The organism is Grimontia sp. NTOU-MAR1, assembly GCF_035758505.1.
Classification (GTDB): domain Bacteria; phylum Pseudomonadota; class Gammaproteobacteria; order Enterobacterales; family Vibrionaceae; genus Enterovibrio; species Enterovibrio marinus.
The window spans coordinates 2572859-2595273 of the sequence record NZ_CP142108.1; the positions used below are offsets into that span (position 1 = coordinate 2572859).

The 22415-nt window shown below is 50.4% G+C and carries 24 protein-coding genes; 15 read left to right on the plus strand and 9 right to left on the minus strand.

The genetic code is table 11. The annotated features are described in order from the left end of the window. Positions 1 to 465 precede the first annotated feature (465 nt). On the plus strand, positions 466 to 2115 hold the full coding sequence (locus VP504_RS11820; RefSeq protein ID WP_325891332.1) for a SulP family inorganic anion transporter: 1650 nt from the start codon (positions 466 to 468) through the stop codon (positions 2113 to 2115). On the opposite strand, the gene VP504_RS11825 is transcribed toward VP504_RS11820, so the two are convergent. After that, a complete protein-coding gene (locus tag VP504_RS11825) occupies positions 2112 to 2747 on the minus strand; it encodes a tRNA-uridine aminocarboxypropyltransferase (RefSeq protein ID WP_325891333.1) in 636 nt (211 codons plus the stop codon). The genes VP504_RS11820 and VP504_RS11825 overlap by 4 nt on opposite strands. Next, complete coding sequence (locus VP504_RS11830) at positions 2748 to 4289, minus strand: COG3650 family protein (protein WP_325891334.1); 1542 nt, start codon at positions 4287 to 4289, stop codon at positions 2748 to 2750. It lies immediately after the preceding gene. A gap of 74 nt (positions 4290 to 4363) precedes the next feature. Between VP504_RS11830 and VP504_RS11835 the strand changes: the two genes are divergently transcribed. Then, on the plus strand, positions 4364 to 4831 hold the full coding sequence (locus tag VP504_RS11835) for an EVE domain-containing protein (protein ID WP_062709848.1): 468 nt from the start codon (positions 4364 to 4366) through the stop codon (positions 4829 to 4831). A 58-nt stretch (positions 4832 to 4889) separates the two neighbouring features. Here VP504_RS11835 and VP504_RS11840 read toward each other — a convergent pair whose 3' ends face one another. From VP504_RS11840 to VP504_RS11850, 3 genes are all read right to left on the minus strand, one after another. Beyond that, positions 4890 to 5690, minus strand: a complete 801-nt coding sequence (locus tag VP504_RS11840; protein ID WP_325891336.1) for a Cof-type HAD-IIB family hydrolase — start codon at positions 5688 to 5690, stop codon at positions 4890 to 4892. Between the two features lie 124 nt (positions 5691 to 5814). Continuing rightward, positions 5815 to 6825, minus strand: coding sequence for an alpha/beta fold hydrolase (locus VP504_RS11845; protein WP_325891337.1), 1011 nt, complete (start codon positions 6823 to 6825; stop codon positions 5815 to 5817). 175 nt (positions 6826 to 7000) lie between these two features. Then, on the minus strand, positions 7001 to 8602 hold the full coding sequence (locus VP504_RS11850) for an AbgT family transporter (protein ID WP_325891339.1): 1602 nt from the start codon (positions 8600 to 8602) through the stop codon (positions 7001 to 7003). A gap of 223 nt (positions 8603 to 8825) precedes the next feature. Here VP504_RS11850 and VP504_RS11855 point away from each other — a divergent pair, with 223 nt between their 5' ends. Beyond that, positions 8826 to 9839, plus strand: a complete 1014-nt coding sequence (locus VP504_RS11855) for an acyltransferase (protein ID WP_325891340.1) — start codon at positions 8826 to 8828, stop codon at positions 9837 to 9839. 10 nt (positions 9840 to 9849) lie between these two features. On the opposite strand, the gene VP504_RS11860 is transcribed toward VP504_RS11855, so the two are convergent. Then, positions 9850 to 10185 carry a DUF2500 domain-containing protein gene (locus VP504_RS11860; protein WP_251876978.1) on the minus strand — a complete coding sequence of 112 codons (336 nt, stop codon included), beginning with the start codon at positions 10183 to 10185 and terminating at the stop codon, positions 9850 to 9852. A gap of 213 nt (positions 10186 to 10398) precedes the next feature. Here VP504_RS11860 and VP504_RS11865 point away from each other — a divergent pair, with 213 nt between their 5' ends. From VP504_RS11865 to VP504_RS11880, 4 genes are all read left to right on the plus strand, one after another. Beyond that, positions 10399 to 10761 (plus strand): DUF4145 domain-containing protein, encoded by a 363-nt coding sequence (locus VP504_RS11865; RefSeq protein WP_325891341.1) that lies wholly within the window; start codon positions 10399 to 10401, stop codon positions 10759 to 10761. 210 nt (positions 10762 to 10971) lie between these two features. Beyond that, positions 10972 to 11595, plus strand: a complete 624-nt coding sequence (locus tag VP504_RS11870; protein ID WP_325891342.1) for a lysoplasmalogenase — start codon at positions 10972 to 10974, stop codon at positions 11593 to 11595. Positions 11596 to 11604: 9 nt separating this feature from the next. Beyond that, positions 11605 to 11916 (plus strand): putative signal transducing protein, encoded by a 312-nt coding sequence (locus tag VP504_RS11875; RefSeq protein WP_325891343.1) that lies wholly within the window; start codon positions 11605 to 11607, stop codon positions 11914 to 11916. An 83-nt stretch (positions 11917 to 11999) separates the two neighbouring features. Next, the gene (locus VP504_RS11880; protein WP_325891344.1) at positions 12000 to 12236 is read left to right on the plus strand and encodes a YecH family metal-binding protein; all 237 of its coding nucleotides are present in this window, start codon (positions 12000 to 12002) and stop codon (positions 12234 to 12236) included. Between the two features lie 52 nt (positions 12237 to 12288). Here VP504_RS11880 and VP504_RS11885 read toward each other — a convergent pair whose 3' ends face one another. Continuing rightward, entirely contained in the window at positions 12289 to 12570 is a 282-nt protein-coding gene (locus tag VP504_RS11885; protein ID WP_325891345.1) for a DUF1145 domain-containing protein, read from the minus strand. Further along, a complete protein-coding gene (gene rsmD, locus VP504_RS11890) occupies positions 12567 to 13202 on the minus strand; it encodes a 16S rRNA (guanine(966)-N(2))-methyltransferase RsmD (protein WP_325891346.1) in 636 nt (211 codons plus the stop codon). Before rsmD ends, VP504_RS11885 begins: the two co-directional genes overlap by 4 nt. A gap of 245 nt (positions 13203 to 13447) precedes the next feature. Between rsmD and ftsY the strand changes: the two genes are divergently transcribed. The 8 genes from ftsY (at position 13448) to glpD (ending at position 21817) form a co-directional block, all read left to right on the plus strand. Beyond that, positions 13448 to 15199 carry a signal recognition particle-docking protein FtsY gene (gene ftsY, locus VP504_RS11895; RefSeq protein WP_325891347.1) on the plus strand — a complete coding sequence of 584 codons (1752 nt, stop codon included), beginning with the start codon at positions 13448 to 13450 and terminating at the stop codon, positions 15197 to 15199. Between the two features lie 5 nt (positions 15200 to 15204). Continuing rightward, positions 15205 to 15870, plus strand: coding sequence for a cell division ATP-binding protein FtsE (ftsE, locus tag VP504_RS11900; protein ID WP_325891348.1), 666 nt, complete (start codon positions 15205 to 15207; stop codon positions 15868 to 15870). Further along, complete coding sequence (gene ftsX / locus VP504_RS11905) at positions 15863 to 16768, plus strand: permease-like cell division protein FtsX (protein ID WP_325891349.1); 906 nt, start codon at positions 15863 to 15865, stop codon at positions 16766 to 16768. The genes ftsE and ftsX overlap by 8 nt, the downstream gene beginning before the upstream one ends. Positions 16769 to 16896: 128 nt before the next feature. Next, a complete protein-coding gene (gene rpoH / locus VP504_RS11910) occupies positions 16897 to 17760 on the plus strand; it encodes an RNA polymerase sigma factor RpoH (protein WP_062709819.1) in 864 nt (287 codons plus the stop codon). A gap of 321 nt (positions 17761 to 18081) precedes the next feature. Then, a complete protein-coding gene (glpE, locus tag VP504_RS11915) occupies positions 18082 to 18411 on the plus strand; it encodes a thiosulfate sulfurtransferase GlpE (RefSeq protein ID WP_325891350.1) in 330 nt (109 codons plus the stop codon). Between the two features lie 22 nt (positions 18412 to 18433). Next, positions 18434 to 19270, plus strand: a complete 837-nt coding sequence (glpG, locus tag VP504_RS11920) for a rhomboid family intramembrane serine protease GlpG (RefSeq protein WP_325891351.1) — start codon at positions 18434 to 18436, stop codon at positions 19268 to 19270. 94 nt (positions 19271 to 19364) lie between these two features. Further along, positions 19365 to 20126 (plus strand): DeoR/GlpR family transcriptional regulator, encoded by a 762-nt coding sequence (locus tag VP504_RS11925; protein ID WP_325891352.1) that lies wholly within the window; start codon positions 19365 to 19367, stop codon positions 20124 to 20126. Positions 20127 to 20275: 149 nt separating this feature from the next. Continuing rightward, a complete protein-coding gene (gene glpD / locus VP504_RS11930; RefSeq protein WP_325891353.1) occupies positions 20276 to 21817 on the plus strand; it encodes a glycerol-3-phosphate dehydrogenase in 1542 nt (513 codons plus the stop codon). Between the two features lie 57 nt (positions 21818 to 21874). Here glpD and VP504_RS11935 read toward each other — a convergent pair whose 3' ends face one another. After that, the gene (locus VP504_RS11935; protein WP_325891355.1) at positions 21875 to 22285 is read right to left on the minus strand and encodes a flagellar basal body-associated protein FliL; all 411 of its coding nucleotides are present in this window, start codon (positions 22283 to 22285) and stop codon (positions 21875 to 21877) included. Between the last annotated feature and the right edge of the window lie 130 nt (positions 22286 to 22415).

The following is a 22415-nucleotide window of genomic DNA, read 5'->3' on the forward strand; positions in this document are numbered from 1 at the left end:
TGACGAGCCTAGGTGCCTAAAATCCGCTTCGCAGTAACCGTGGTTGCGTAGGGGCCGGCGTTAACGGCGGAGCAGCAACAGCAAGGGTATTTTGTTTAACCGGTGGTATTGGAGGTTGACGAGACTATGGCGATTTCGGGGAGTGAAGTGTTTTGCCGGTGATCACGCGCCAGAAGTATGACGATTTTGATCACGCCATGACGATTCTGAACGGTGTAAGCTTAGGGTTGACGTCAGCACTTTTCTCCAATGATTTATCATGAAGGGTGACTCGTGCATGCTCCACATTAACCACGGAGTTTCCTTGATAAGTGCGCACCGTTTGTTGTGTTTCACGATCGTTGCACAGCACCACAATGAGGTGATCCATTGTCGTTAACTAACTGGTTTCCTTTTTTACGTTGGGGCTCAACCCTGACAAGGTCGAGTGTTCGGGCAGATGTTGTGGCCGCGCTAACCGGTACTGTGCTTGTCCTGCCACAAGGCGTCGCTTATGCCTTAATAGCAGGACTACCGCCAGAGTACGGCTTGTATTCGGCCATCGCTATTCCGATTGTCGCCGGGCTTTTTGGCTCGTCCTTTCATATGGTATCAGGGCCAACAGCGGCACTTTCCATTGTTGTGATGAGTGCTGTCAGCCCGCAAGCTGAGGTTGGAACAGAGCACTATGTGGCTCTTGTAATTACGCTCAGCTTTTGGGTCGGCATTGTTCAACTTACGATGGCCAGTTTAAAGTTCGGCTTTATCGTTAATTTTGTTTCCCATACGGTGATCGTTGCATTTACGGCGGGCGCTGCCGTTCTTATCGCGGCAAGTCAGGTCAAGTATCTATTGGGTGTCCCAGGCGACGATCTTGCTGACGGTTCATGGTTAGCTTTGTTGAAAGATGCGGTGGACTGGCCTTCTGCTTTGATTGGTGTGTTTACACTGCTATCGGCACTTGGGATAAAGCGTTTTTTTCCGCGTTTGCCTCATCTGTTGATAGCCCTTTTATTGGCCAGTTTCATCGCGTGGTGGGCGAAACTGGAGATCCCGATGGTGGGCGAAATTCCAGCGGGGTTACCACCGTTATCAACGCCACTATTTTCTTTGTCTTTGCTTGAGGAAATATTCCCCAGTGTGATCTCTATTGCGCTTCTCGGGTTTCTTGAGGCGCTGGCGATCAGTCGGGCCATTGCGTTGCGGTCCGGCCAAGCAATAGATGGCGAGCAGGAGCTGGTAGGTCAAGGCTTATCCAATGTGGTCGGTAGTTTCTTTTCTTGTTACCCCGGTTCAGGATCATTTACGCGTTCCGGAGCGAATTTTGACGCCGGTGCGACATCGCCACTGGCAATGATATTTTCCGGTTTGCTGTTAATTCTGGTATTGATCTTCTTCTCATCGGTAACTATTTTTCTGCCTTTAGCCGCAATGGCAGGCTCCATCCTTTTGATTGCCTGGAACCTGCTGGAGTTCAAGCAAATTCAACACGCCGTCGCGGGAAGTTGGGAGGAAAAAGCGGTATTTTCGGCCACTTTTATCTCGACCTTGCTGTTGAAGCTTGAGTATGCAATCTATGTCGGTATTGCCGTGTCACTGCTGTTTAGCCTGCGTAGATTCTGTCAGCCAAGGGTGGTCATACTGGCACCCTCTCCGGGACACCGCCGGAGGAAGTTGCTGAATTACAGAAGTTATGGCTTGGCTCAGTGTCCCCAGTTGTTGATTTGCCGTATTGATGGGGCGATATTTTTTGGCTCAGTCAATCACATCCGCAAAACATTGGAAGACGCCATTCAGGGGGCGCCGCAGACGTCTCATATTATTGTTGTGTGTAAGGGGATCAGCTTTATTGACCGAGAGGGCGCGTTAGCGATACAGCGGCTTTGCGATGATTTCAGCGCGAGGGGGATTGAAGTGGCTCTGTGCTCGTTAAAAGGAAAGACCCGTTCTACATTGGCTAATGAAATCGAATTGGACGTAAAGATGGTGGATAGTATGTTTGAATACCCCAACCAGGCCATTGCCTCTAGCTTTAAAAAATTGAATCCCGAGGTATGTGAAAAGTGTACCCATAAAGTATTTGATGAATGTTCGCCAACCGATCAGCAGGCGCTCATTCACATTGCCAAGCTTTAAATAGGCACTTGCAGTATGTTTCGTGTTCTATCTGCTTCAAAGAATTGCATAAATTTATCAAAGTATTCACCAACTGCCGAAGCATTTTCGGTTTCTCCCATGGCGTCCATCAGCATCATGCCGACTTCGCAGGTACAAAGGGAACCTTCCGGCTGATTGCGGCGCAGGGCATAGCGGGTGCTGAGCCCTTCAGGCAGTGTCATCATAGGCACATCTTCAAGCCATGGGCTTTGGCGCAGCATCTTCCGCGCCTGCTGCCAGGTCGCATCGATAATAATGAAGTGAATCGGCTTGGCTTCCGGTTTGGACGTCGGCCGGCTGACTGCTTTTTCGAGCACAACAGCCCCTTCACCGGGAAATACCAGATACGGCAGCGCAGCCGGGTCGGCAAGCAGCGTGAGTAATTCCAATGGCGGTGCTTTGCGTTGCCAGACGTGGCGTCTGCAATGCGGCAGCGCATTTTCCAGCAGCTGACCGGTATTGGTGGCGCGCCCGGTTTCTGTTTCGTGCATTAATAGCTCGATACGCACTTGGCTATCAAGCTTTGGGACGGCTTCACACAGGCAGTTGTAGTGAAAACCGCAAGATGGGCAGGGCGTTGGCTTGTCTGCCATTCGGGATACCTTTTCCATTTATTTCAGCTCTACACCTTCTTGCTGAGGATAAATGCCGTCAGCGAAAAGGTAAGGGTCGGCGCTGTCAGGCAACAGCACTTCCGGCGCTACTGAAGGGTTACCCGGATAGCGTTTGCCATTAAATTCCAGCACGCGGGAAGAGGCTTTTGCACCGCCTCCGCCAACTGGCATGATGAGATCGTGCCAGCCGTTGCTGGTGGATTGGCTCATTTGAAACGGTAGGTGAACTAGCGTGATGCGGCTGTTGAAGCGCCAGATATTGCTGTCATTGTTAAACACCAAAAGGGTGCAGCCGCCTGTGCCACACCAGTCGGTGAATATCATCAGCTCATCCTGCAAGTCACCGTTGAGATCCTGTGTCAGCCAGCGGTAGCGGGTGCCCACCGCCTGCTCGACACCTTCTTCGCCAAGATAAGCCTTAAAAGCCGCATCAACTTTTTCGTTGAAGGTGGCAGAGCCTTCCACACCACCGGAAATGACAGGCTGCTGGTTGCCGACCATCAAAGAGAGCCCGAGGCCATCTGGTCCCGGGCTGTATTCGCGGCCGTTGATGATTTCTTTTTCGGCTTTCAGGGTAAAGCCGCTGCGGGTGAAAAGGCGCTCACTGACCAGATATTGTCCCTGATGGCGGGTCATCATCACCTGAACCGTGTTATCACTGACCTGTTGCCAGATACCCGTTTCTATAACGGCATCTTCGCCTGCCTGCTCATAGCGGGTTGTGGCCGTGTGGTCGGGATTGAGCACCAAGGTGGTAGTGAGTGACTGGCCGCCGAGCTTGGTCGTGCCCTGATAATCACCGACCCAACCGAGCGTCGGATCGTCTGCCGAGAGCGTGGCGCAGCCAGACAGGGTTTTGTTGCCTTTGGCGAAGGTTGAGCCCCAGCCGTAAATGCTATCGCTCATTGTGTCATTGCAAAGCGCTGGGTGAAGCGTGAGGGTTGCGCCATTGGCCTGATAGATTCGGGCTCCTGAAGAGATATCGCGCGCGGTCAGGGTGAATGTCTCCGCCTCATAGCCGAGTTGTTGGTAGCTAAGTGTATTGCCATTTAAATACACTGACCAGAACGGCTCATTGCCGGATGCCACGGTGCGGTTTCGCGCTTGGTTGCAGCCATCGATTTCTGCCGACATCAGGTTTAGTTGAGTCACCTTGAACGTCGCCGGGTAATCTGCCGCAAAGCCATCCATCGCGGGTTTTACGAATTCGCCAATCACTTCGCCATACACACTTTGGTAAGGCTCCATAGTCAGAGATTGTCCCTCTTTGTTGAGCAAGTCCGGCAGTTGCAGCCAGTATTGAGTGTTGCTGCCACATGGGGTGATGGCGCGGACTTCATGCCCGAGGGTGACTTCACCACGCAGCATAAAGCGCTGGGGTTGAATCCCTGCCACTTTGGCAATCTCCTGCTGCGGGTTTAAATCGTCAGAGTTACCGAGTTCGACCGGGCCTGATGGTGTTTGGCTGCAGGCAGAAAGCAAGGCGGCAGCGGAGAGCAGACCCAGCACGTGGGAAAGGCGGCGTTTTTGGATAATCAACGGAGATTCCTCTTCTCATTCAAAGCCCAACGGGGTACAACTTTGGAAAAACCAAAAGCTGAAACGGGGAAATTATGGCGTATTGGCTGATGAAAACCGAGCCCGATACCTTTTCTATAGACACCTTAAAACAACAAAAGGTCTCTTGCTGGGAAGGTGTGCGAAATTATCAGGCACGAAACATGATGCGTGATGGGATGAAGCTTGGCGATAAAGTGTTTATCTACCACTCGTCTTGCAAGGATGTGGGTGTGGTGGGTATCGCGGAAGTAGTGAAAGAAGCTTACCCCGATCATTTCCAGTTCGACCCGGAAAGCGCGTATTTTGATCCCAAAAGCTCGCCGGACAATCCCCGTTGGATCATGGTGGATGTGGAATACCGCCAGCACCTGAAATATGTCTCTTTGGCGCGCATCAAAGCGAATCCTGCACTGGAAGAATTGCCACTGGTGAAAAAGGGAAGCCGTCTCAGCATCATGCCGGTGACAGACGCGCAGTGGGATGAAATTATCGCAATGTCGGAAGGCGGGTTTAAGCGTTAAATAAGAAAACGGCAGCGAGGGGGAGCGCTGCCGTTTGGCTATCTACTTAGCGGCGTTGTTAGCCCAGTAGATGAGTTTCCAGGTAACGGGCAACCGCTTCTTCGGCGTTGCTGCCAATCACTTCATTGTCTGGCAAGGTCGCTTTCACACGTGGGTGTGCCGTTTCCATGATGAGGCCTTTCTTCGCAGCACTCAGCATTTCCACATCATTCATGCCATCACCAAACGCGATGCACTCGTTTAGGCTTAAGCCTTTGATTTCTGCTACCGCTTTCAGTGCTTCACCTTTAGAAACACCAGATGCCATTACTTCCAGACAGAAAGGGGTTGAGAAAGCCACACTGACTTTATCGCCGAAGGTTTCGATGAACTTTTGCTCGTAACCCATCAGGTATTCGTGGTCATGACGGATGAAGAAGATTTTCGCCACGTCATCAACCGGTGGGTTTTCCACATCGAACGCTTTGAAGCTGAAGCCTGAATCTTTGTGGTATTTCGCCAAGTCTTCGTCAACGCGGTTCAGTAACCAGTCATTTTCGCGGTAGATATGAATCGTCACGGTTTCGTCGTCTTTCACCATTTCCACCAGTTGAGCAACCAGCGCAGGGTCGACGTTACGGCTGAAGATCAGTTGATCGTTTTCGTCATGCACGCGGGCACCGTTAGAGGTGATCATGCAAGCTGGAATACCAACGCTTTTGCGGATATGTGCCACATCGATGTGGTGACGGCCAGTGGCGAACACAAAGTGCTCCCCTTTTGTATGAAGGCGCTGAAGCACGTCGCGGGTAAAAGGCGCGATGGTGTGTTCAGGAGTAAGTAGAGTACCGTCGAGATCAGATGCAACGATTTTGTACATGGATACCTCAATAGGAGAGAAGATGTTTTTAAGCACGTCTCCAGTGTATCCGGAAAAAGGGGAAATAAAAGGGATCAAAATACCGGCCAGTTTTTCCGCTTTCAGGGAAATTGGCCGGAGAGGATCACGCCGTTTGATCGAGAGATGTTTCTTCGCTGAGGGCGTTAAAGAAATCCAACGTCAGGGTCAGCGATTTATCACGGATAACATCACGCTCGAACAGCAGCTCATGGCGGGAGTCAGCAAGAATTTCGAACTGGATAGGTAAACCTGCCGCCTGACGTTCACGGTGAAACTGGAATATCACGCCATTGCAGACAATCTCGTCGCGGGCAGCTTGCATCAGCAGGATCGGCATATCAATGGCGGTGGCAGTTTTCACGGTGCGCTCACAGGCATCCATGCTTTGCCAAATCCACTGCGCGCTCGGGCCGCCCACTTTAAGTGTCTCATCACTTTCATACAGTTCGCGGAACCATTGATAGCGCGCTTCAGATTGCGTCAGCAGGTTGTGTTTGAAGGGCTTTGCCCAGTATGGCACTTGTCCCGGCGCGAAACCGGCAGGGTGCTGGAGTTTAGACAGAACTTTACAAAGCGGCTTGGCCGCAATTTGCAGAGGGCGCGACAAGTTTATGCCGAGCATGGGTGCGCTGAGCGCAATCGCATCAATGGCATTGGGTTTACGCGCAGCAAAAAGCACAGAAATAGCGCCACCCATAGAATGGGCGAGGATCATGCGCTGGCTATGGGTTTTGGTGGTGACAACTTCATTGATAAAGGTATCGAGGTCGTCAACGTAATGGTCGAACTCCACCACATGGCCTATATCTGAACCTGTCACCAGACGCTGGCTGTAACCCTGACCGCGATGGTCATAGCTGTAAACATCAAACCCTTGGTTGAAGAGGTCGAAGAAAATTTCCTGATACTTCGCCACACCTTCAATACGGCCATTGACTACCACAATCGCGCGGGTGTGCTCGGGCTTGGTAAAGGCACACCAGTTCAAACGCAGGCCATCATGGCCGACGAATTCACCGTGCTGACGGTTCGCCCAAAACGGGGCAATCACCTTTTCCATGGTCTCGGTTAGCGCATCCTCGCGGGAAAATAAAAAAGGGTGTTCAATTGGCATGTGGGATCCGGCGTTGTTTTCTTATTAGCATATCACTTAATGGTAAACAGGCCTGAGTTTATGGCGTTTTCACTCAGAGTTAGTAAAGGATTCTATCAGTGGGTGAAACGTCACGCACAACTGAAAATAAAAACAGCCGGTAAAGACCGGCTGTTTAGGGAGAAAAATTTCAGACTTACTGCTGGAAGTTGAAATAGGTCTCAGCGCCCGGACCGACCGGGAAGCCTGCCACGAATACCCACAGGTAGAAGAACACGCTCCAGCCCGCCAGGAACACCAGTGTGTATGGCAGCATGGTGGCAATCAGGGTACCGATACCCAGGTCACGCTTGTATCGCGCTGCGACCGCCAAAATCAGGCCAAAGTAGCTCATCATTGGGGTGATAAGGTTGGTCACCGAGTCACCGATGCGGTAAGCCGCCTGAATGGTCTCCGGCGCGTAGCCAACCAACATCAGCATAGGGACGAAGATTGGCGCGGTAACTGCCCATTGTGCTGACGCCGAACCCAGAGTCAGGTTGATGATGCCGCACATAATGATGAAGGCGAAGAACAGCATTGGGCCTGTCAGACCGATGCTTTGCAGGAAGTCTGCACCACCGACCGCAATCACCTGACCGAAGTTAGTCCACTTGAACAGGGCAACGAATTGCGCCGCGAAGAACACCAGTACGATGTATAGACCCATGGCGCTGATGGATTTCGCCATCGCATCGATAACGTCGCGGTCGTTCTTCATGGTGCCCACAGTCTTACCGTAAACAAAGCCAGGAATCGCAAAGAACACCAGAATGAAGGCCACGATGCCTTTCAGGAACGGAGAGCCTGCTACTTCACCGGTTTCCGGGTGACGCAGGATACCCCACTCAGGCACGATGGTCAGCGCCAGCACGGCTGATACTGCCAGTGCAGCGATGCCTGCGTTGCGCATACCGCGCTTTTCAATCGCAGTGACTTTGCCCGCTTCTTTGGCTTCGAAATCTTCCGCAGCCATTGATTGGTCGTATTTACCCAGCTTCGGCTCAACGATTTTCTCGGTAACCAAGGCACCCAGAATAGTGATGAGGAAGGTGGAGGCAAACATGAAGTACCAGTTTGCTTCAGGGCCAACCGTGTAAGTTGGGTCAATCATCTGCGCCGAAGTTTCAGTGATGCCTGACAGCAGTGGGTCAACCGTACCCAGCAACAGGTTCGCTGAATAACCACCGGATACGCCCGCAAATGCCGCAGCCAGACCTGCCAGTGGGTGACGACCTAAAGAGTGGAAGATCATCGCTGCCAGTGGGATCAGAACCACATAGCCAAGCTCAGAAGCTGTATTGGAGATGATACCTGCGAATACCACGGTCAGGGTGACCATGCGGCGTGAAGCGCCCATCACCATAGAACGCATGGTGGCAGACAGCAGGCCTGAGTGCTCAGCAACTGCCACACCCATCATGGCAACCAGCACGGTGCCCAGTGGGGCAAAGCCGGTGAAGTTTTTCACTAGATTGGTAACGATAAGTTGCACGCCTTCAGCGTTCAGCAGGCTGTTGACGTAAATCATGCCATCGGCAGCGCGGCCTGCAGCGCCTTCTGGACGAGGGTCAGCGACAGAAAGGCCAAAATAGCCTGCGATGCCTGATGCAAAGAAAATGACCACACACAGAATGGCAAACAGGGTTACCGGGTGAGGAAGAAGGTTACCAAGGAATTCGACGGTATCGAGAAAACGGGAAAAAAACGACTTGTTCTGCTTCCCGCCAGATTGTTGTTGCGAAGCTGATGACTGCATCAGATCCTCCATGTCATACAACGGTCCATTTAATTGAAAAGCATCCTAGGTCATAAAAATGTCATTTTGCAATACTTAGTGCCATCAATCATGACTTTTGCAGGAATAAAAGTTAAAAATAAATTAATAAGTGGAGGTTAATATTGTTTGTTTTATATTCGGATTGATGGAAATGTCACCGACGGTTAGTGTGGAAATGAAACATGCAGAGAGAACATAAAGTTTGAGCAGCCAAACCCAGAAAAAAGTCTTTTATATTGAGCTGTTGCGGGTGGTCGCCGCGGTGGCGGTGATCGCCATTCATGTATTGGGGCCTTATCGCTACCTGATGGGCGAAATCGCGCAAAGCGACTGGGTTTCCGCGATAGCCATTAATGGTGCAAGTCGCTGGGCTGTCCCGGTTTTTATCATGATTACCGGTGCATTGTTGCTTTCAGACACCCGTCCATTTTCGCCGGGATATTTTGTCCGTCGACGGGTCATGAAAGTGTTCGTTCCGTTTGTTGCATGGTCGGTTTTTTATGCGATCCTAGCTGGGATTTCGTTACAAAATGTAAATTGGTCGGAAACCGTTCAGCGGTTAACCTTTTTTCCAACCAAAGAAACTTACTATCACTTAGGTTTTTTCTATTACTTTATTCCCCTTTACCTCTTGGTGCCGATATTACGTCCTGTTGTTCAACGGGATGATCCCCGACTTTTCTATGCCCTTCTAGTTTCTTGGCTTGTGCTGAGTGCTGCACGCCTTACTGGTATTTCCCTGGGACTGGTGGAAGATTTTGTGCTCTATGGTGGCTATCTGCTGCTGGGTTATGTGCTGCACCAAAACAAACTGCCGTTGAAGTGGTTGCTGTTTATCGGGATCACCGCTTTGGTGGCAACCGAATACACAGCGATTTTTGAAAGTGTCTCAAATAATCGATACACAAGTGCAGGTTGGTTTTCCTATAAAACCCTGAACACGGTATTAATAGCAGGGATGGTGTTCGGGCTTTGTCAGTATTGGGCCGAGCGGGTATCTGAACCTATACAGCGAAAAGTCGCGGCAGTCAGTCGCCATTCCCTGGGAATCTATCTCGTGCATCCTGTCTTTCTTTGGCCGGTAAGGGAATTGACGTTTACGCCCGGAATGACATGGCTGACCATCCCCTTGGTGACACTGGCCGTGTTTGTGTTGTCTTACATGGCCAGTGTGGGATTGTCGAAGTCGCGTTTTACGTCATGGCTGGTGCCATAAGACGAAGGCTTTAGTGGCGTTGTAGCTTGGCGAAGTGGATAAATTCGGCGCCGCGATAGGTCAGGGTGCCGCAATCGCCGGGCTGAAGGGCATGGTAGTAATGAATACCCACCTGAAATTCGCGTTTTGGCCCACCTTCCATTGGCTCGACATAGATCCAGTATTCTTCCGGGTCTTCATGTTGCTGCGGATTAGGAATGGCGACAGATTGCTTGTCGAGAATGCGGATATCAATAGAACGCTCTTCCGCCCCCTGGCCCAGCATGTGCTTTTGCATGGTCAGTACAAAGTAAACACCAGCGATCACCGCCAGGGCGACCACGAGCAATATCACAGAAATAGGCACGTTATTCTCCTTTGGCCGGCCATTATCGGTCGGCAATGAGTCTACTTCACAGACTCATTTAGCAAACCTGATGAGCGGAAATTTCGTGATCCACTCCACTTATCCTGCTCAGCATTGGCGCTAATGTAAACAAAGTTAAAGTGCATTCTCACTTTTGGTGTTATGACGTAAGCTAGTGATATGAGGCGCACTATTTACAAAAAGGAGGCCTGCATGGATGAAATTTCCATTGTCGTGAGACAGAGTCGGCGTCTGGAACGGCTCCTCAAAGAACACTACCACGCAGAAGGCCGTGGACTGCATGAACTGGTGAGCAGCTGTCAGGAACGTCTGCCACACGATGTGATTGCTAAACTTCGCTTTATTGCTACCATCCGCAACAAAGCCGTGCATGAAGATGGCTATGAAGTGGATGACATGCGCGGGTTCATGAGTGCATGTAAGCAGTGCGAGAAAGAGTTACTTCCCCGTAGCAGCCGCACCATCTGGCGCATTGCCCTGTTCCTCATCTTCGCTGTGACGGCTGGGGCGGTCTGGTTTTATATTGAAAACTGGCGACATATCGTCGGGCAGTAACGGCAGCATTATTCACTAAGGCAATGTTTTTATTGACTTTTTATTTTTATCGAGACTAAAAATTACGCTCAAGCACTTACCACTTTCAGTGGGCATTACATTGGGAGTAAGTGTGCTTTTGATGCCTTGTTCGCTTTCTGAGACGTGTGCGGTGGACAATAAATCCTGCATCTCTAGACTTGGTTGGCTCGCCATTTAAGGGAATGATTCATGTTGAGTTGGGTTGCCGTCTGCTTTTCCGGCCTATTGCACATTAATGCCGCGTACAAAGGGCCTCAATGGCAGTTTTATCTGTTCAAGCCCCTTACGATCGTCTTGATGATGTTGATTGGTGTGATAGGCGGTGAAGCGAGCAGCTATACCTATCTGATCCTTGCTGGGCTGGCATTCTCGCTGGTCGGTGATATTTTCCTGATGTTGCCAAAAGATCGGTTTATTCCCGGCTTGTTGAGTTTTCTGGTGGCGCACATCCTATACAGTGTTGCTTTCTGGCAGCAGTTTGAAGGCCCAATGGTCTGGTGGTTGCCCTCCCTGATTGGTGCTGCGAGCGTCATTATTTTCCTACTACTTCTACCAAACCTCGGTCCGTTGCTTATTCCTGTAGGCGTTTACATTGCGGTGATTGCTCAAATGGCTTGGGGGGCCGGTGAGTTCTGGATGAGCGCCCATACGCAGGCGGCGGCTCATGCTTTCGGCGGTGCGCTGTTATTTATGGTGTCTGATACTGTATTGGCATTTGACCGACTTAAAGGGCCTTTTAAAACCTCGGTGCTTCTAATCATGAGTACTTATTTTTGCGCACAAGGGCTGATCACATTCTCCATATTGTCGTAGGAGGCAAAGATGCCCTGGGTTCAGGTGTATAGTGCGAGCAATTCACTTGAGGCGCACAGCCTCAAAGGCATGCTGGAAAGTATGGGGATTGAAGTGGTGCTGAAAGGGGAATCCCTTTCCAGTGCGACGGGAGAACTTCCTTCTGATGCCATTGCAGTGACGCTTTGGGTGGATACCATGCGCGAGCAGCAAGCACGTCAAGCCCTTATTGACTACGAAGCGCAGGCCAAGCAAGTCTGGTTTTGTCACGCTTGTGGAGAGGAAAATGGCGGCAGCTTTGAGATTTGCTGGCAGTGCAGCACACCACGCAGTGAGCTCTAGCTGATTAAGCTTTGCTCTATATCAAAAATTGCTGTGAGGGCATGTGTTTCTATATGCGCAATTTGTTATAGAGAGGAGTCAACATGCCTGCATCAATTCATGTTCATGAGATCCTGAATCACCTCAAGCAACAACCAATGTCCGAACAGGCACTGAGTCATTGGGTCGATGGGCAGTGGGGCGAGAGTGCGCGATTTCATACCTGTAGCCAACAAGGGCTCTCTTTCAGCGAAGTGCTGCAATTTCTGCGTCGTCGCAAAAAAATCGTTGAAGACATGGGTGCGATTTCGGTCAATGAAGCGCGGGTCTGCAATCACTGAACTGCGGTGAAATGACGTAAAAAAGGCCTCTAATGAGGCCTTTTTCATCTTATTATTTCGTGTTGTCGCCAACCATGTACTTACGGCGGATATCGAGCAGGGCAAAGATCCCGAAAAATAGGATCGACCACTTCTCCCATTTCGTCATATTAATCTTGTCGCCGAAGGCACCGATGAAGATCAGCATTTGCAGGCCGTGCATACAGAACAGGAAAGCGGTCATGATGTATAGCGCGATCGCTGCCACACCCGGAAACGGGTGCACGATATTGGCGAACAGAACAAACCAGACAAAGCCGATGGCCGCTTTTGCTAACAGGATGAGTGCTTTCATTTTTCCTCTCTTTTATACATCCGGAAACTGACTTGTCCGGCATGTTTTTCCTTAATCATGTCCCAATGATTCGGCACAACCGGTTGTCCCAGTTCTTTTTCCGCCTCAATGTAAATCAGCGCGTTGTGGCTTAGCCACCCGTTCTGTTCAAGTTTGCTGATAACGTCACTCAGCAAGTCTTTACGAAACGGCGGGTCAATGAAGACTACATCAAACGGCTGTCCTTCATTGGAGAGATACGACAATGCATCAGTATTGTGCACCGTCGCGTTATCCGCTTTCAGCGTATTGAGATTCTGACTGATTTGGCTCGCTGCGCTTTTGTCCAGCTCCAGCAGTGTCACTTGCTCTGCCTGACGGGAAAGGGCTTCTAACCCTAAGCCACCACTGCCGGCAAACACATCCAGACAGCGCGCTTCATAGAGATCTGCGGCCAGCCAGTTAAAGACTGTTTCTTTCACACGATCTGTTGTAGGGCGCAGGCCTTCCACGTTTTTTACCGGCAATTTGCGACCACGCCACTTGCCGGCGATGATGCGGACAAATCCCGATCCGCCTCCTGCATTTGCTGCTGAAGCATTACCGCGACCCGTGTTTCGGTTCGCAGGGTTTTTAGGGTTACGTCGTACCATAGATTTTTTGACCGCTAAGAAGGTGTTAGACTATACACGTTCGGTAACGGCTCTGCATTTTCCCCAATCTTATTCAGTTAGCGACGTAAGGGCTTTGGCCACTTTCGCCGGGGTTGCTGCGTCGAGAAAAGGTATGCATTTACCCGCCGTTACCACACTGCATTGACTTAGGCGCAGTGTTCACAGTTTTAGATCAGCTCGCTGTTATCGCGCCGATTGTACCAATCAAGCTTTAGGATTTGCCAATGGCAGAAAAAAAGAAACGCGGATTTATGTCCTGGCTGGGTTTCGGCCGAAAAAATGACGAACAAGAAGATCAGCAAAAAGTCGCAGAAGAGGCGCGCTTAGCGGCAGAAGCTGAAGCAAAAGCGCAGGCGGAAGAACAAGTCCGTTTAGTCGCAGAAGCCGAAGCAAAAGCAAAAGCACAGGCGGAAGAGCAAGCTCGTTTAGCGGCAGAAGCTGAAGCGAAAGCTCAGGCGGAAGAACAAGCCCGTTTAGTCGCAGAAGCCGAAGCAAAAGCACAGGCGGAAGAGCAAGCTCGTTTAGCAGCAGAAGCTGATGCGAAAGCACAGGCGGAAGAACAAGCCCGTTTGGCGGCGGAAGCTGAAGCAAAAGCAAAAGCACAGGTGGAAGAACAAGCCCGTTTGGCGGCAGAAGCTGAAGCGAAAGCGCAGGCGGAAGAGCAGGCCCGTTTAGCAGCAGAAGCTGAGGCGAAAGCGCAAGCCGAAGAACAAGCCCGTTTGGCGGCAGAAGCTGAAGCGAAAGCGCAAGCCGAAGAACAAGCTCGCTTAGCGGCAGAAGCTGAAGCAAAAGCGCAGGCGGAAGAACAGGCTCGCTTAGCGGCAGAAGCTGAAGCGAAAGCACAGGCAGAAGAAGAAGCCCGCTTAGCGGCAGAAGCTGAAGCAAAAGCACAGGCGGAAGAACAGGCTCGCTTAGCGGCAGAAGCTGAAGCGAAAGCACAGGCAGAAGAAGCAGCCCGTTTGGCGGCAGAAGCTGAAGCGAAAGCGCAGGCGGAAGAACAAGCGCGTCTTGCAGCGGAGCAAGCGGCTCAGGCTGAGCAGGAAAAACCCAAAAAAGAAGGTTTCTTTGCGCGCCTGAAACGCGGTCTTCAAAAAACCAAAGTCAATCTGGGTGCAGGTTTCTTTGGCCTGTTCAGCGGTAAGAAAATTGACGATGAGCTTTTTGAAGAGCTCGAAGAGCAGCTGCTGATTGCTGATGTGGGCATGGACACCACCACCAAGATCATCGACAGCCTTACCGACAAAGCGTCTCGCAAAGAGTTAAAAGACGGTGAAGCGCTTTACGGCATTCTCAAGCAAGAAATGGCAGACATCCTGACCAAGGTAGAAAAACCGCTGGACGTTGAGAAAAAAGATGGCCCATTCGTCATCTTGATGGTTGGCGTGAATGGTGTGGGCAAAACCACCACCATCGGTAAACTTGCCAAGCAATTCCAGCAGCAGGGTAAGTCAGTCATGCTCGCGGCAGGGGACACTTTCCGCGCAGCCGCAGTCGAACAGCTGCAAGTATGGGGCGATCGTAATAACGTTCCTGTGATTGCACAGCACACAGGTGCGGACAGTGCATCAGTGATCTATGACGCGATTGAAGCTGCAAAAGCACGTAATGTGGATGTGGTGATTGCCGATACCGCGGGTCGTCTGCAAAACAAAGCTAACCTAATGGAAGAGCTGAAGAAAATCGTCCGCGTGATGAAAAAGCTCGACGAGAATGCGCCGCATGAAATCATGCTGACCATTGATGCAGGCACTGGCCAAAACGCGATTAGCCAAGCGCGTCTGTTTAACGATATCGCACCGCTTTCCGGTATCACCCTGACCAAGTTGGACGGAACGGCGAAAGGTGGCGTGATCTTCGCGGTGGCTGACCAATTCAACATCCCAATCCGCTTTATCGGTGTGGGTGAAGGCATTGATGATCTACGTCCGTTTGTGGCGGAAGACTTTATCGAAGCTCTCTTTAGTCAGGAGGACTGATAGGCGTGATCCAGTTTCAGCAGGTAAGTAAGGCCTACCGTGGTGGGCAGCAGGCACTGCAAAAAGTGAGTTTTCACTTACCCAAGGGTGACATGGCGTTTTTGACCGGTCACTCGGGTGCGGGGAAAAGTACCCTGCTGAGACTGCTGTGCGCGATTGAACGGCCAAGTGACGGACAAGTTCTGTTCAATGACCATGATATCTCACGTATTTCGCGAAAAGACATTCCTTTTCTGCGCCGTCATATTGGTGTGATTTTCCAGGATCATAAGCTCCTGATGGACAGAAGTGTGTTCGACAACGTGGCATTGCCGCTACGCATCGAACAGGCGAGTGAAAACGACATCAAAAAGCGTGTCTCGGCTGCTCTGGATAAAGTAGGTTTGCTGGATAAGGCGGCTTGCTTACCTATTCAGCTTTCCGGTGGTGAGCAGCAACGTGTGGGTATTGCCCGCGCCGTGGTGAACCGTCCTATGGTGCTGGTGGCTGATGAGCCAACGGGTAACCTGGATGCGGATTTGTCACAACAAATCATGGAACTGTTTCGCCAGTTTAATCAGGTCGGGGTGACGGTATTGATGGCCACGCATGATACGTCGCTGCTCAACCGCTATGACATGCGACGTTTTGAACTGAATCAGGGCCATCTGTCGGAGGTGGCACGTGGCTAATTTCATTTCTGTGCACAAACAGCAGGGCGGTCAGGCGTTTCGCGATTTAATGGCGAAACCTCTAGGGAACCTGCTTACGGTTCTTGCTCTCGCGTTTTCACTGGCACTGCCAGCCACGCTGTTTATGCTGGCGAAAAACGTTGTTGCAGTGACGCAAGAGTGGCAGGCTCCCAACCAACTAACGGTCTATCTGAACCCAGTGTCGGAAAGCCGCGCGGAAGCTTTTGGCGAAGAACTTGCAGCCTGGTCTGAAGTGGCGACTGCTGAATTTGTTTCGCCGGAGCAGGGATTAACCGAGCTTCGACAGATCCAAGGGTTTGAAGAAGCCGTCAGCCTCTTGGATGATAACCCGCTGCCTGCGGTGGTGGTGTTGACACCTGCTACTGATGACGCGGCGGCTGTAACGGCCCTTGCGGCTAAACTGCGCGCGACATCCGACGTGGAGGAAGTGCGTCTCGATAGTGACTGGCTGCAGCGTTTGTCTGCTATTGAATCGCTGGTACTGACATTAACTTGGGTATTCTCCGGTCTATTGCTAATGGCAGTGTTCCTTATTATCGGCAACACTTTACGCTTGCAGGTACAGAGCCAGAAAGAAGAGATTCAGGTGATGAAACTGGTCGGCGCAACAGACAGTTATATTCTGCGTCCTTATTTGTACACTGGCGTTTGGCTGGCTTTGGCGGGAGCTATTGTTGCTTGGCTGGTGACAATGGTGAATAGCCTGCTGATGGATGCAGCCGTAGCAAAATTGGCTACATTATATAACAGCGGTTTCAGGCTCTCTGCTCTGAGCTTGGAAGAAGGTTTGATTTTGCTGATGGTATCTGGGCTGATTGGACTTCTGGCTGCCAGATTGGCTGCAGCAAAACATATGAGAGAGATAGAACCTGTCTGATATTTGAACCTATCAATTAAAAGCAGGTCACAAAATGGTGCCTACTTGCAGTTTTTTTGAACTCGAGTAGAGTATCTCATTCGCTTCGAAAGCGAAGAATGGTTCGATAAAGTCGAAAAGAGGTGAAAATGACAACAGAGATGTATGCACTGGCCCCCATCTCCCAAGATAGCCTTGATAGCTATTTACAGCAGGTAAACGGCTACCCAATGCTGTCTGCGGACGAGGAGCGTGAGCTGGCAGAACGTCTTCACTACGAGGAAGATCTGGATGCGGCGAAAGGCCTGATCCTGTCTCACCTGCGATTTGTTGTTCATATCGCCCGTGGTTATTCCGGTTATGGATTACCCGTGTCCGATTTGGTGCAGGAAGGTAACATTGGCTTGATGAAGGCAGTAAAGCGTTTTAACCCAGAAGTGGGTGTGCGTCTGGTTTCCTTCGCTGTTCACTGGATCAAAGCTGAAATTCACGAGTACGTTCTGCGTAACTGGCGTATTGTGAAAGTTGCGACGACCAAGGCGCAACGTAAGTTATTCTTCAATCTGCGAAAGTCTAAGAAGCGTTTGGGTTGGTTCAACGCCGAAGAAGTTAATATGGTTGCAGAACAACTGGGCGTTGATGCGGCAGAAGTGCGTGAGATGGAATCCCGTCTTGCCGCACAGGATGCTGGGTTTGACGCTGGTGCAGATGATGATGAGCGCGAAGGCGGTGCAATTGCTCCTGTCTTCTATCTGGAAGATAAAGGCTCGGATGTCGCCACTAATCTGGAATCACAAAACTGGGAAGACCACGCGAATCGTCGTCTGGCGCAAGCTATGTCCGGACTTGACGAGCGTAGCCAGCACATTATCCGTTCACGCTGGCTGGATGATGACAACAAAGCTACCTTGCAGGAATTGGCTGATCACTATCAGGTATCTGCAGAACGTATCCGTCAGCTTGAAAAGAACGCGATGCGTAAACTGAAAGAATCGGTTGGCGACGCCTTGTGATTGCCAGAACAATAAGTTGAAGAAAACCGGCAACTTGCCGGTTTTTTTGTGCATGAAATTCCCCCCAAAATACCCTGCAAGAAATGTTTTCCACAGTTTTATTACGATCAACACTACATATAGTGGATCCGGCTTTCAGAACATACTTTATCAACGCAATCCACAGTCTTTTCCACAGGTGGCGAAAAAGCATACAAAGCCCCTGCATTCTCCATGGCATGGAGAAGAAAAAAGTCATGTACAATGCAGTTTTACGTGCCCAGAAGCTAGGCTAAGCTGGGATACGTATGTTGATCTGGTTAAACGGGAGTGGAATAACCCATGGAACAATTTGCGCATATCTCAGTAACGGACGCTTTGGCGATGCTGGAAAGTGATGATCATCACGCTGTGATGGTGGATATCCGGGATCCTCAGTCATTTCAGTTATCTCATCCACAGGGCGCATTCCACCTTACCAACGATTCTATTGTGCAGTTTATGAATGACGTGGATTACGAACAACCTGTACTGGTGATGTGTTACCACGGCGTGAGTAGTCAGGGAGCGGCGCAATATTTGATTAACCAAGGCTTTGAGCAGGTATACAGTGTAGACGGTGGATTTGAAGCTTGGCATCGACAGTCCTTGCCGGTGGAATCGGGCATCTGATTGCAAACAACAAAGAGGCACTATGATAAGGCTGACTGCACTTTCCAACCCCCGAGCCGCGCAGGCTTTTATCGACTATATGGCATCAAGGAATATCTCAATTCAGATGATGCCGGAAGGGGAAGGGCTGTTTGCCTTGTGGCTGGTTGATAGCCAATACCAGATTGAAGCTGAAGCTGAACTCGCTGCTTTCCTTCAAAACCCGGACGACGAGAAATATCAGGCTGCGTCCTGGAACATGGCCGAAAGCCGCACTGCTAAGTTTTTCTACCCACGCCAGGGTCTGCTTACTTCACTCAAACAAAATGCGGGGCCTTTCACGCTCTCCATCATGTTGGTGTGTATTGTGGTGTATGCTGGACTGACTTTGGGTTTCGGCAATGATGTTTTCTCTCTACTTCACTTCCCGGCGACGGACGATCAGCAATGGCAGCTTTGGCGATTGTTCTCCCACGCTTTGCTTCATTTCTCCGCGACTCACATTGTTTTCAATCTGCTGTGGTGGTGGGTGCTCGGCGGCAAAATCGAAAAACACAGTGGTAGCGCCAAGCTAATGCAGCTTTTTCTGCTTACAGCACTTTTCTCCGGCCTTGGTCAGTACGCCTTTGAAGGCCCCGCTTTCGGTGGAATGTCCGGTGTAGTTTATGCGCTTTTGGGATACTTGTGGTTAATGGGCACATTAGCCCCAGAACGTGGGCTTTCCATTGAACCTGCCTATGTTGGCTTTATGCTGCTTTGGCTTGCAGTGGGTTTTTTCGAACCCTTTGGTATGGCAATTGCCAATATGGCACACCTTTTCGGTTTAGTGTCAGGCTGTGCACTTGGAGTCATAGATGCCAAACTGCGAAGAGCGAGGTAATGTGAGCTCTGCTCATCCTTGAACTGGCCTGATTGGCATTCCCAGTGTAGCCACGTAAACTGTGGGTGGTTTTTACTTTTTCGCAGGGGATGCCGTGAAACAGACATTACGCCACCAGGAAATACTCGATCTTGTTCGAAGCAAAGGATACGTCAGCACTGACGATCTGGTGGTTCACTTTGATGTCAGCCCCCAGACTATCCGACGTGACCTTAATGAACTTGCAGCCGAAAACAAAATCCGTCGCCAACATGGTGGCGCGACAATCCCTTCCAGCTCGGTAAATACGGCTTACGACGCCCGTAAAGCGATGCAGCAGGAAGCCAAAAACAAACTGGCACAGGCACTGGTGGCTCATATTCCTGATGGAGCGACTTTGTTTATCGACATTGGTACCACGCCGGAGGCGGTCGCACGCGCACTGCTGAACCACCAAGATCTGCGCATTGTGACCAATAACCTCAATGCCGCCAGTATCCTGATGGCGAAAGAAGATTTCCGTATCATCATGGCCGGTGGAGAGGTGCGTAACCGCGATGGTGGGATCATGGGAGAGGCGACGCTGGATTTCATTTCCCAGTTCCGGCTGGACTTTGGGATTCTGGGAATAAGTGGTATCGATCACGATGGTAGCCTTCTGGATTTCGATTACCATGAAGTGAGGGTGAAGCAGGCCATCATGGAAAACAGTCGTTCTGTGATGCTGGCCGTTGACCACACCAAATTTGGTCGAAGTGCGATGGTGAATCTCGGGGACATTTCACAGGTTGATATGCTGTTCACTAACGCGCCATTACGAGAAGCCCTGCATGCACGGTTGCAAGACTCTGAAACACAAATAGAAATAGTTGATTGATTTTCCTTTTCGATGATGAAACCGCCTGATGGCGGTTTTTTTATACCCTTAATGCGCGACTTTCTTCATTTTGTTGTTGGGAGTGGCGATTTTTTATACTAGAATGCTCGAAAACGAAAGCAAAATGTTCGTATGAGCGTGAGGGTGTGATGAGACAGGAAAATAAAAATCAAAATAACGACGTTTTGGATGTAATTGTTGTCGGCGGTGGTATTAACGGTGCGGGTATTGCCGCAGATGCCGCTGGTCGTGGTTTAAGTGTGGGCCTGTATGAAGCGGCTGACTTTGCCTCTGCGACGTCTTCAGCAAGTTCCAAACTTATCCACGGTGGCCTTCGTTATCTCGAGCATTATGAATTTCGTTTGGTCAGTGAAGCTTTGGCCGAACGTGAAGTGCTTTTGAAAAAAGCCCCATTCCTCGCTTGGCCGATGCGTTTTCGTTTACCGCATCGCCCGCACCTACGTCCTGCCTGGATGATCCGTATTGGTTTGTTTATGTATGACCACCTTGGGAAGCGCACAACCTTGCCAGCGAGCAAAGGGATACGTTTTGGTGAGGATTCTGTATTGAAGCCGGAAATGACAAAGGGCTTCGAATACTCTGATTGCTGGGTCGATGATGCGCGATTGGTGATCCTGAATGTCATGGACGCTGCTGAACGCGGTGCGGAAGTGCGTAACCGTTGTAAGGTCGTCCGCGCAGAGAGAAACGGCGAAGTATGGGACGTGGACATCCTCGACACACTGACTCAAGAAGTGTTCGGCCGCCGGTGTAAAGTGTTAGTAAACGCCGCCGGTCCCTGGGTGAAATCGTTCTACGACGACAGCACGTCGTTGAAATCTCCTCGAGGAATTCGCCTTATCAAAGGCAGCCATGTTGTGGTGCCACGTGTCCATAACGAAGAAGCGGCTTACATTCTACAAAACGAAGACAGCCGGATCGTATTTGTGCTGCCTTATCTAGATCGCTTCTCTATCATTGGTACGACAGACGTGGAATACAAAGGTGATCCGCGAGATGTTGCTATTGAACAAAAAGAAGTGGATTACGTGCTGAAGGTCTACAACCAGCACTTTAAACAACAGTTGAGCGCGAATGACGTGGTGTGGACATACAGTGGCGTACGTCCTCTTTGCGATGATGAGTCCGACTCACCGCAAGCGATCACCCGTGATTACACGCTCGACTTGGATGAAAATGGCGGACAAGCACCCATGCTGACCATTTTCGGGGGTAAACTGACCACCTATCGGAAACTGGCGCGTGCAGCAGTCAATAAACTTGAACCCTTCTTCCCAGAGATGGGTAAAGACTGGACGGCGGATCAGGTACTGCCGGGTGGCGAGGATATTTCAGGTTTCCACGACGTGGAGCAACGCTTGAAACGCGAATGTCCGTGGATGGACGACTTTACTGCCAATCGTCTTGCTATCACCTATGGTAGCCGGGTTTGGGTGTGGCTGAATGGTGCCAAAACTGCCGCAGATTTGGGTATAGACCTTGGGGAGGGCTTAACCGAGCGTGAAGTCGAATATTTGATGGCATCAGAATACGTGCAGGATGCAGAAGATTTGTTGTGGCGTCGCACCAAACTGGGACTATATCTTTCCAAGACACAGCAACAGCAGGTGGCTGATTACATTAGCCGAAGCTTATCCATGCCATTGGTGGATGAAGCGGCGAGCGCTTGAGTTTAGAGAAAGAATTACGAGAGGGCGGCTAACAAGCCGCCTTTTTGCTAATAGCAATTACTGATATAGGTATTTAGTAAATAGCAGATCAGAAAGCATTTTTTGATTGGTTTCCGCTAGAAGTACCTCGTTCACGCGCTCCAGACACTCTTTGCGGATGGATTCGCGACCGGAAAGAGACTTCACTCTTACTTCGTTTTCCTGACTCAGCACTTCAATGATGGTGTCGCGGATCAACGGCTGGTGATACTCCAACATCTGGAGCAGTGAAGGGTCGTCCACCATCAGGTCAACGCGGACATTGATGAATCCAAGTTTGCGTCCTTCCGTAATAAAGTTGGTAGTAATCTCTGGCTCAAGCGTAAAATAGCTGAACTGCGGGGCATTCTCTTCCTCTTTCGCCAGCGTTGGAAGGGAACACAACAGAGACACAATTAAGGCGAAAACAGCAGTGATATTTTTTTTCATGGTTTTTGCCAAACCCCGGATTTCATCAATCTCTTATGTTAGTTTAGCTGCGCGTTTAGAGGCACAGCTTGTACAATAGCGCAATATACGTAAGCCACTTAAAGTCTGGGTCTCTTAGTGGTTTACGTAT

What these genes read in the sequence shown, in the direction of transcription:
- VP504_RS11825 (WP_325891333.1), bottom strand. Translation starts at nt 2,747, where the DNA reads ATGGAAAAGGTATCCCGAATGGCAGACAAGCCAACGCCCTGCCCATCT.
- VP504_RS11835 (WP_062709848.1), top strand. Translation starts at nt 4,364, where the DNA reads ATGGCGTATTGGCTGATGAAAACCGAGCCCGATACCTTTTCTATAGAC.
- VP504_RS11840 (WP_325891336.1), bottom strand. Translation starts at nt 5,690, where the DNA reads ATGTACAAAATCGTTGCATCTGATCTCGACGGTACTCTACTTACTCCT.
- VP504_RS11845 (WP_325891337.1), bottom strand. Translation starts at nt 6,825, where the DNA reads ATGCCAATTGAACACCCTTTTTTATTTTCCCGCGAGGATGCGCTAACC.
- VP504_RS11850 (WP_325891339.1), bottom strand. Translation starts at nt 8,602, where the DNA reads ATGCAGTCATCAGCTTCGCAACAACAATCTGGCGGGAAGCAGAACAAG.
- VP504_RS11865 (WP_325891341.1), top strand. Translation starts at nt 10,399, where the DNA reads ATGGATGAAATTTCCATTGTCGTGAGACAGAGTCGGCGTCTGGAACGG.
- VP504_RS11870 (WP_325891342.1), top strand. Translation starts at nt 10,972, where the DNA reads ATGTTGAGTTGGGTTGCCGTCTGCTTTTCCGGCCTATTGCACATTAAT.
- VP504_RS11875 (WP_325891343.1), top strand. Translation starts at nt 11,605, where the DNA reads ATGCCCTGGGTTCAGGTGTATAGTGCGAGCAATTCACTTGAGGCGCAC.
- VP504_RS11880 (WP_325891344.1), top strand. Translation starts at nt 12,000, where the DNA reads ATGCCTGCATCAATTCATGTTCATGAGATCCTGAATCACCTCAAGCAA.
- VP504_RS11885 (WP_325891345.1), bottom strand. Translation starts at nt 12,570, where the DNA reads ATGAAAGCACTCATCCTGTTAGCAAAAGCGGCCATCGGCTTTGTCTGG.
- rsmD (WP_325891346.1), bottom strand. Translation starts at nt 13,202, where the DNA reads ATGGTACGACGTAACCCTAAAAACCCTGCGAACCGAAACACGGGTCGC.
- ftsY (WP_325891347.1), top strand. Translation starts at nt 13,448, where the DNA reads ATGGCAGAAAAAAAGAAACGCGGATTTATGTCCTGGCTGGGTTTCGGC.
- rpoH (WP_062709819.1), top strand. Translation starts at nt 16,897, where the DNA reads ATGACAACAGAGATGTATGCACTGGCCCCCATCTCCCAAGATAGCCTT.
- glpE (WP_325891350.1), top strand. Translation starts at nt 18,082, where the DNA reads ATGGAACAATTTGCGCATATCTCAGTAACGGACGCTTTGGCGATGCTG.
- glpG (WP_325891351.1), top strand. Translation starts at nt 18,434, where the DNA reads ATGATAAGGCTGACTGCACTTTCCAACCCCCGAGCCGCGCAGGCTTTT.
- glpD (WP_325891353.1), top strand. Translation starts at nt 20,276, where the DNA reads ATGAGACAGGAAAATAAAAATCAAAATAACGACGTTTTGGATGTAATT.
- VP504_RS11935 (WP_325891355.1), bottom strand. Translation starts at nt 22,285, where the DNA reads ATGAAAAAAAATATCACTGCTGTTTTCGCCTTAATTGTGTCTCTGTTG.